The sequence below is a fragment of the Nitrospinota bacterium genome, from assembly GCA_016217735.1.
Lineage (GTDB): Bacteria > Nitrospinota_A > UBA7883 > JACRGQ01 > JACRGQ01 > JACRGQ01.
In genome coordinates, this window is sequence record JACRGQ010000020.1 from 34,379 (window position 1) to 41,321 (window position 6,943).

General features: G+C 55.9%; 5 protein-coding genes. 4 read left to right on the plus strand and 1 reads right to left on the minus strand.

Features of this window, described 5'->3' with window-relative positions; translation table 11 throughout:
* The first annotated feature begins 472 nt into the window (after positions 1-472).
* The 4 genes from HZA03_03190 to HZA03_03205 all read left to right on the plus strand — a co-directional run bounded on the left by HZA03_03190 (position 473) and on the right by HZA03_03205 (position 4,952).
* A complete protein-coding gene (locus HZA03_03190) occupies positions 473-2,101 on the plus strand; it encodes a flagellar hook-length control protein FliK (protein MBI5636958.1) in 1,629 nt (542 codons plus the stop codon).
* A 10-nt stretch (positions 2,102-2,111) separates the two neighbouring features.
* Entirely contained in the window at positions 2,112-2,858 is a 747-nt protein-coding gene (locus HZA03_03195; protein ID MBI5636959.1) for a flagellar hook assembly protein FlgD, read from the plus strand.
* A gap of 15 nt (positions 2,859-2,873) precedes the next feature.
* Positions 2,874-4,121, plus strand: coding sequence for a flagellar hook protein FlgE (locus HZA03_03200; GenBank protein ID MBI5636960.1), 1,248 nt, complete (start codon positions 2,874-2,876; stop codon positions 4,119-4,121).
* Between the two features lie 561 nt (positions 4,122-4,682).
* A complete protein-coding gene (locus tag HZA03_03205; protein MBI5636961.1) occupies positions 4,683-4,952 on the plus strand; it encodes a hypothetical protein in 270 nt (89 codons plus the stop codon).
* Positions 4,953-5,403: 451 nt separating this feature from the next.
* On the opposite strand, the gene HZA03_03210 is transcribed toward HZA03_03205, so the two are convergent.
* Positions 5,404-6,943, minus strand: a 1,540-nt coding sequence (locus tag HZA03_03210) for an AAA family ATPase (GenBank protein MBI5636962.1), incomplete at its 5' end; no start/stop codon positions are given.

Genomic DNA, 6,943 nt, shown 5'->3' on the forward strand with positions numbered 1-6,943 from the left:
TGCCGTTACCGGCAACCTCTGGTTTTTCCTGGGTTTTTCTCCCACTCTCTGAAAAACGTCCGGCCAACATCACGCGAACGTCAAAAAACGTAATCCTCAAACATCACTAAGTAAAGGTAAAAGCAAACCGTGGGCCACAGAATATTGACGCAGTACCCACAGTTGCTGAATCTGCGCCGCCCTCCCAGTTGCTTGGATGAGAGCCCCCGCTCACGTCCCATGCCCCAGTTCCCACTAAAAACGGCTCATTTCGAAAATGAGAGGATGCGGGCACAGAAAAGATATCCCACCAGCTTTTTTCACCGGGTAAAACCGGGCAGTTTTTGCCGGATGGGGATGGAATGACCGGGAGTTTTATGCCCCGCAGTGCGGGCGCAAAACAACAACACGCTTACAATCAACACGATGCAACAGTGGCACAGCTCTTGTATTTTTGACTCGGTGAACAGGAAGAAAAACTTTAGAGGAAAATATGAAAGTTGAAGCGAAGAAGGCGATAGACACTGCCCAGGCAACGGGGACTGGCGCGATGGCGGTTATGGCGGGAGCATTCGGACCGGTGAGCACCGGCGCGTTTGCCACCTTGCTCAACGCCTTCACCGCCAGCGACACGAAACAGGCCGCCCTGCGGCCTGCCGGTTCCACTTCCACACATAAGACGGTTACCGCGTCCTCCACCGCGTCAAACGCAAAAGCGCATGCGGCAAAAGAAGCCGCCCAGAAACCGGCCAATCCGCCGGCGAAGGCGGACACCGCCGCCGCGGCCGCGAAAGCGGCGGGCAACGAATCCCACGAATCGAATGAAAACGACGCCGACGCGGACAACACCGCGCACACCGCCAAGCAGGCCGCCACGGCACAGCAGCCCAAGCAGGGAGCGGATAAAACGCAACAGCCGGTGAAGATGGAAGACGTCATTAAATCGCTGAACCTCGACGACCAGCAGGTGCAACAGCTTGCCCAGGCGCTTAACATCAGCGTCAACGAACTTAAGCAGATGCAGGTATCCGTCACGGCGGATCAGGGTGGCGCGCCGCAACTGACGGCCCTCATGGCGGGCGGCAAGGAACAGAACCTCGCCACGATGCTCGGCATGAACGCCACCGGCGGCAACGCCGTTACGGCGCAAGCGGTTATGGATAAAATCGCCGGCGTGCTGAAACTGGATAACAGTCAAAAACAGGATTTTTTCGCCCAACTCAATATTTCTTCCGTTTCTTTCAATGACGCCAAAACCTCCGATAACACCGCGGCGCCCAAAAACGCCAATATCGCCAAGCAGTCCGGCCAAACCCAGCCCAGCGGCTCCCCGGCCGCCGATATGGGCAAGGCCGCCGTGCAGGATGCCGCGCAAAACCACGCGCAATCCGATAACGGCGGCAACAAAGGGAACTCCTTCAATGGTCAGGCAAATGCCCAGATAACGGCCGCCGCGCAGCAAAACGAAACCGCGGCCGACGCGGCCCAAAAAACCGATTTCAACGCCGCGCTGGGCATGGCGGGCGAAACCGCCGGCGCCGCCGCGCAGGGAACGAAAACCGACGCGGCCCCAAAAGCCGACTTCAGCGCCGCGCCGGGCAAAGCGGGCGAAACCGCCGGCGCCAACGCCGCGCACGGAACGAAGGCCGAAGCGGCCCACGCCGCCGCGCAAACGCAGGCGGCGGAAACGGCAAAGCCCAACGCCAAGGTCATGAACCAGATCGTGGAAAAGGCGAGCATTCTCCAGTTCCCCAACTCCACGCAGACCAAAATCAGCCTGAACCCCAAAGAACTCGGCAACGTGGACATCAAGCTGACGATGCACGACTCATCCGTGACGGCGAGCATCCTGGTGGAAAACCACGCCGTCAAGCAGGTGGTGGAGCAGAACCTCGACCAGCTCAAGGACGTGCTGCGCCAACAGGGAATCACCGTGGACAAAATGCAGGTCTCCGTCGATCAGCGGAACAGCGGCAATTCGCAAAACCCGAACCAGTCCCAATGGGAAGCGGCGGCAAAGACCCCCTTCACCGGCACCGCTCCGCGCGCGGCGGAACCGGCGGTAAACATCCCGTCCATGCGCCGCCCGGCCGGCGGTCACCGGATCAGCCTCACGGCATAGGAGAAAAACCATGATAGTAAGTTCAAGCGCCGAAACCTCCGCAACCCCGCAAAAAGCGTCGAACGGAAGCCTGCTTCCGGGCGGTTCGGCGAACGGCGCCTCCGCCGGCACCTTAAGCAAAGACCAGTTCCTGAAGCTGCTCATCGAGCAGCTCAAGCACCAGGACCCGCTCTCGCCGATGCAGAACACGGAATTCACCTCGCAGATGGCGCAGTTCAGCCAGCTCGAACAGCTCTACAACGTGAACAGCAATCTGGGCATCATGACGCAGGCGAGCATCTCCGCGAACAACGCCCAGGCGCTCGGCCTGATCGGCAAAGAAGTGAAAGCGGCCGGCAACAGCGTCGACGTCTCTGGCGGTAAAGCGAGCGCGCTGACCTTCAGCCTGCCGGAAAACGCCTCGGATACCTCCATCTCGATCAGCGACGCGAAGGGCAACGTGGTCGCCACCATCGACGCCGGCGCGAAGGACAGCGGCGACAACTCGGTGACGTGGGACGGCCGCGACGCGGCGGGCGAACCGGTGGCCTCGGGCACCTACACCTTCAGCGTGAACGCGCAGAACCTCACCGGCGACAACATCCCCGCCACCACGTTCATGCGGGGCATCGTGAAATCCGTGAGCATACAAAACGGCGTTTCATACCTGAACCTCGGCAACACCAAGATACAGTTAGGCGACGTCATGGAGGTAAGCCAGCCAGGCACGGCGGCAACCTCCCCGGCGGTAAAAAACAAGGGCATTTTTCTTAACTAAACAAGGAGGCTGGTCATGAGTTTAAACAGTGCAATGTATTCCGGGGTCAGCGGCATAATGACGCTCGGCAACGCGATGAACGTGACGGGCGACAACATCGCCAACGTCAACACCGTCGGCTACAAAGGGAGCCGCACGGTGTTTTCGGACATCCTCTCCAACTCGATTTCAAACGGATCCACCACCATGCAGATGGGGCGCGGCACATTCCTGTCCGGCGTCACCCCCTCCTGGGCGCAGGGATCCTTTGAAAGCACCGCCAACGCCACCGACATGGCGATACAGGGCTCCGGCTTCTTCGTGGTGAAAGACCAGGCCAATAGCGCCTCATACTTCACCCGGGCCGGCCAGTTCTCCCTGAACAACCAGGGGCAACTGGTGAACGGCAGCGACATGGTGGTGCAGGGCTACCAGGTGACCAGCACCCTCAACGGCGTGGTGAACACCACCGGCCAAATCAGCAACATCAACATCGGCGGCGTGCAGTCGGTGCCCAAAGCCACCACGCAGTTCCGCATCGGCGCGAACCTCAACGCCTCCGCCAGCGCCGGCGCCACCTTCAGCACCAGCTTCGACGTGTACAACAACCTCGGCGGCCGCGTGACGCTCACCTACAGCTTCACCAAGAGCGCCGTCACGCCGCTTTCCTGGGACTACACGGTCGCCGCCTCCTCCGGCACCATCAGCGCCGGCGGCACCGGCACCATGACGTTCGACTCCGCCGGGCAGATGGTAACACCGGCGGCCAACCCGGCCCTTTCGATCAGCGGCTTCCCGACCGGCGCCGCGCCGCTTACGATGACCTGGGCGCTCTATAACCCGGCGACCACCGCGCTGTACGGCGACATCACCAGCTATAGCGCCGGATCAACGACCACATCGATAATCCAGGACGGCTATTCGACCGGCACACTGAAGGGGCTTTCGGTCGACGGCAAGGGGGTCATCAGCGGCCTCTTCTCCAACGGCCAGACGCAGGCGCTCTACCAGTTGGCGATGGCCGACTTCCCCAGCCCCTGGGGCCTAAGCCGCCAGGGGGGCAGCCTCTACGCCGAAAGCATGCAGTCCGGCCAGCCGCTCTACGGCACCGCCGGCGCGGGCGGCCTGGGGACGATCCTCGGCAGTTCGCTGGAACTCTCCAACGTCGACCTCGCCAGCGAGTTCGTCAAGATGATCCAGAACCAGCGCGGCTACCAGGCAAACTCCCGCATCATCACCACGGTCGACGAAATGATGACGGAAGCGGTGAATCTGAAACGGTAAGCGGATGACATGATTCCCGCCGGAACTCCGGCGGGGACATGAAGCAGGGGAAACCCGGAAAGTTTTAAGGAAAAAGCCTCTGGATGCCGGGTCAAGCCCGGCAATGACAATGCAAGTAAGGAGTGTTAGGACGGTCAAACATTTTTCGCCTCCTTGTTTCGACCGACGCCTTTAAACACTGCGTCCTGTTCAACCCCCGCCGGGCCTAACCCCCCGGCGGGGGCATAAAATGAACGTGCGGAAATTTAGGGATACGAGTTTAGAAATTAGAAGTTAAAGAGGGGAACGCCGTTTTCGCCTCCTTGTTTAGACGGCGCGTATCCTTTTGACTGCGTCCAAAAGCCCGGCCGGCCGCCTAACCGGCCGGGCGCCCAAATCCCCCCTTCCCTTCCCTTTCCCGGCGGGTACGCACTCTCAGATACAAGTGTGTACATCATGCCGGAGGCATGACTTCTCCCTTGTTGAGATAGCGCTTAAGTAGACGAATGGGGGCGGGTCATCGGCCCGGGGAACTCAAAGTACATCAAAAAGTACGATACGCCGGCCACCCCCTATCAGCGGTTGCCGGATTCTTCCCATGCCGCCGATGAGGCGAAGGAAAGGCTCCGGGCAGTTCATGCAACGCTGAATCCGTTCCATCTGAAAAAAGAGATTGAGAAAAAACTCCGGGGGTTCTTTAATGATTTACGGTTCACTGAATCTTTAGGCATCGATCAAAAATCCGCGCCTCCTTCGGTTGCCTTTTCCCATGAGGCAACGCGTCCGGCCAAGATCGTTCTCGGTTTTTTTACGGATCACAAGGTAAAGCAACTATCGACACCTCCGGCGTGAATAAGTGATTTTTTTCAACACCATCACCTCCGCAGGTGCTTCTTTATTTCCGCTCCCTCTATAAAATCCGTCCGCTTATCAGGGAAGCAAGGACTCGGATGAGGATATTGCTAAACTCATGCAACTTTTCACCCGTGATAATTGCTAGCATTATACATACGTTATATAACCAACAATATACGGCATCACGAGTTTCGATATATCGCTGATGCGCCGCATAAACACGGCATGAAAATGGTGCGCCCGGCGGGACTCGAACACGCGACCTACGGATTAGAAAACTGGGTTGGGCTATTTTTATAACCGCCTGAAGATGCGCTGATTAGGCCGCTACCACGCTAAAATCAGCATGTTACGGGCTTTCTTCCAATTCCGCCAATTCCGGCGATTTCCGCCAATTTCGCTCCAGTTGACTACAATTTGACTACAGTCGAATGTCTCTCAAGGGTACCTATCCCATTGAAGCATTAATGATCTCTAACACGTGCTCTAAATACCGCCCCTCTGTAGCAGCGGTTGATTGCCTCAAATAGCCGGGGATACATTCAAGAAATTCAGATTTGCTTGTAGGTTTCTTCTCTAAAAACACATCCAGCATTGCTGGCCGAAGTAATCGTTGATTCTCGGGAGTATTTGGCAATTCTCTCTGAATGACCTCCCTATCATACTTAACTAACCTTTCCCGAAGCCCCTTATTTTCCGATATAAACTTTTCGATAGCGGACTCCTGCTGGTCAACCTCATCGACTATTTGTTTTATTTCCTTAGCTTCTGATTCATATTTCTGCTCAAATCCTTTTACGTTTTCCGTTCTTAGTGAGCTTAACTCCCGAATGATCGGCCTAAGCTCATCGTGTGGATTCCTAAACCAATCAGTCGACCATATCCGGCGTATCCGCCATCCGAGGCGCTCCAAGATTGTTTGCCGCAGTCGGTCACGATCGCGCGTTGATTTTGCCGAATGATAGGTGGCACCGTCGCACTCGATCCCCATTAAAAATCGCCCTGAATTGCCAGGGTCAACCACTGCTATATCTATAAAAAAGCCAGCTACACCAACCTGCGGGATGCATTCATACCCCTTATTGCGCAACGCTGCCATAACCGCAATTTCGAAATCACTGTCCGGCGCGCGCCCACTCTCTCGTTCTGTTCTATAAAGCATGCCCGTCTCGCAATAGGCTATAAAATCACGAAGTGCCTGTACGCCACGGTTAGCCGTCGAAGCGACAATAATGTCTTTTGATTCCATAGAGCTAAAAATATGCATGCGCTTTTTCGATCGAGTAAATAATACGTTCAAGCGACGCCACCCAACTCCCGAATTAATTGGGCCAAAACGTTGGAAAACCTTTCCGCGAGGTTCTTGAGGGCCATAGGTCATTGAAATAAAGATCACATCACGTTCATCGCCTTGAACATTTTCAAGGTTCTTAATAAAAAGGGATTCATCTCTTTGAGAATCTTTTTCCAGGCTCGATTGAAATACCTCATCATCCTTCGCCAGCATTTCAATAGCACTTTCAATCTGAAGGCGCTGCTCAGCGTTCATTGCTACCACGCCCAAAGACTCTTCCGGCCGATGCTTAAAATGCTCTCGAACAGCCTCTGAAATGATTTTAGCTTCTTCCATATTACGCCTGTTAATAAAGCAGCCGCGAGACACCCTTGTATATCTGATGCCATAGCTATCAGTTGCCTTATGGGGCGATGGAAATAGCACTAAATCACCCTCATAAAAAGAATGATTCGAAAACGCAATTAAGCTTTCGTGTTGCGATCGGTAATGCCAACGAAGCCGTCTAGCTGGGAACATGGGCAACGTAGTGTCCAGAATACTTTCAGATTCCTCAATAGTTGTTGGATCGGCGGCGTCACCATCAACAACGCGATCAAAAAAGCTTGTTGGCGGCAACTGCTTTGAATCACCGACAACCACCAACTGCTTGCCACGCGCAATCGCTCCTAACGCGTCCTCTGGCTTGATCTGA

Excerpts from the sequence above, each read along its gene's own strand:
- HZA03_03200 (MBI5636960.1), top strand. The coding sequence starts at position 2,874 with ATGAGTTTAAACAGTGCAATGTATTCCGGGGTCAGCGGCATAATGACG.
- HZA03_03195 (MBI5636959.1), top strand. The coding sequence starts at position 2,112 with ATGATAGTAAGTTCAAGCGCCGAAACCTCCGCAACCCCGCAAAAAGCG.
- HZA03_03190 (MBI5636958.1), top strand. The coding sequence starts at position 473 with ATGAAAGTTGAAGCGAAGAAGGCGATAGACACTGCCCAGGCAACGGGG.